This window comes from Candidatus Methanocrinis alkalitolerans (genome assembly GCF_029167205.1).
Lineage (GTDB): Archaea > Halobacteriota > Methanosarcinia > Methanotrichales > Methanotrichaceae > Methanocrinis > Methanocrinis alkalitolerans.
The window spans coordinates 1-1,337 of record NZ_JARFPL010000086.1; the positions used below are offsets into that span (position 1 = coordinate 1).

Genomic DNA, 1,337 nt, shown 5'->3' on the forward strand with positions numbered 1-1,337 from the left:
GAAAACGGGTGCTGCAAGAAGAATTCTCCTGCGAAGCAGCAGGGATTGATTGATCATAATTGGACTCTGCGTGAACTACTTACACACCCATATTATATAACATCAACCGGATAAACGGTCACCACCGATTTTCTAGCTTCGTGAGCCAGTCTATTCTGGCTATCCAGAGCCCCAGAATTAAGCAGGTCAGAGTGTGAAAGGGTGCCTTTGGACCAGATCTCTGATGGTAAGATGATGTCGAACCGCCTCGAAAAGGTCGATTAAACGGTTTTAAAATCAATTGTGAATAAAAATAGTATGGGGAGGGGGTCAGGCCTTCACCTCGATTACAGCCAAGGCTTCATAGCCCCCCCCTTAAAGGACCCATCGAAATGACCATCCCACAACGCCAGATTGAAGCCACAGATAGGCAGGTCAAACTGGCGGCGGCGCACCCCGCAGCAAGCTGCGGGGTATTCGATAAAAATCAATCGCCTCGTCTGTCCCAGCGGACACGATCGAATCAATCTGTTCAGGTCCTCCCAGCTCAACGAATTTCTTCTAGTCTGTCGGGATCACCGCCGTTACCAGATAGACTCCCGAATCGTTCTGGCCAATATAGTGGAACTGATCTGCTGAGTCCCAAACAAGTGTTTGCTCCAGAGAAGTCCATGGATTTGTGTGCTGTATGGAGTTCACGACCACGAACTCGTCTCCATCGCCATCTTTGGCAATATAGGCTATATGCTTGCCATCGGGGCTGAATTTCGGACCAGATTTTATCCCTTGACCATACCCCTCCTGACGCTGGTATGTCTGATCTTCTTTGCCATCTACAACTACCAGATGGACAACCCCTTCTTCTCTCTCATCAGATGCTACGTAAGCTAAACGGCCATCAAGACTGAAGGTCAGACCCCATATATTCTGGTACTTGTTACCCTCTTCTCCATCCAAGACGACGAACGCCCCATCGTTACTATTAACAACGTAGGCAACATGACTTCCATCTTGGCTGATGACGGGGTCGCCTATGTTAAGCACGTCGTAAACCTTACCATCCTCACCGTCCACCACCATCATGAAGCCTGAATCGTCGGCTTTGGCCCAGTAAGCCACCGTGCTTTCGTCGGGGCTAAAGATGATATTTCCTACGCCAGGTTCACGATATCTCCTACCAGGAATACCGTCGACCACCACAACATGGTCTCCATACGCTCCGCCGTCAGGTACTAGTGCTCCAAAACATAAATTATAAATCATATAAGACTTGTCAAGATTAAGATTGTGCCAAGAAATAAGACCTACATCGTGACTTTGAAGGATGGAGACGAAGCTAAATTACAACAATACCTTCG

Annotated in this window: 1 protein-coding gene; it reads right to left on the minus strand. The window is 48.1% G+C overall.

Annotated elements, in window-relative coordinates:
• Positions 1 to 540 precede the first annotated feature (540 nt).
• Positions 541 to 1,179 (minus strand): hypothetical protein, encoded by a 639-nt coding sequence (locus P0O24_RS12445; RefSeq protein ID WP_316970070.1) that lies wholly within the window; start codon positions 1,177 to 1,179, stop codon positions 541 to 543.
• Positions 1,180 to 1,337: the final 158 nt, after the last annotated feature.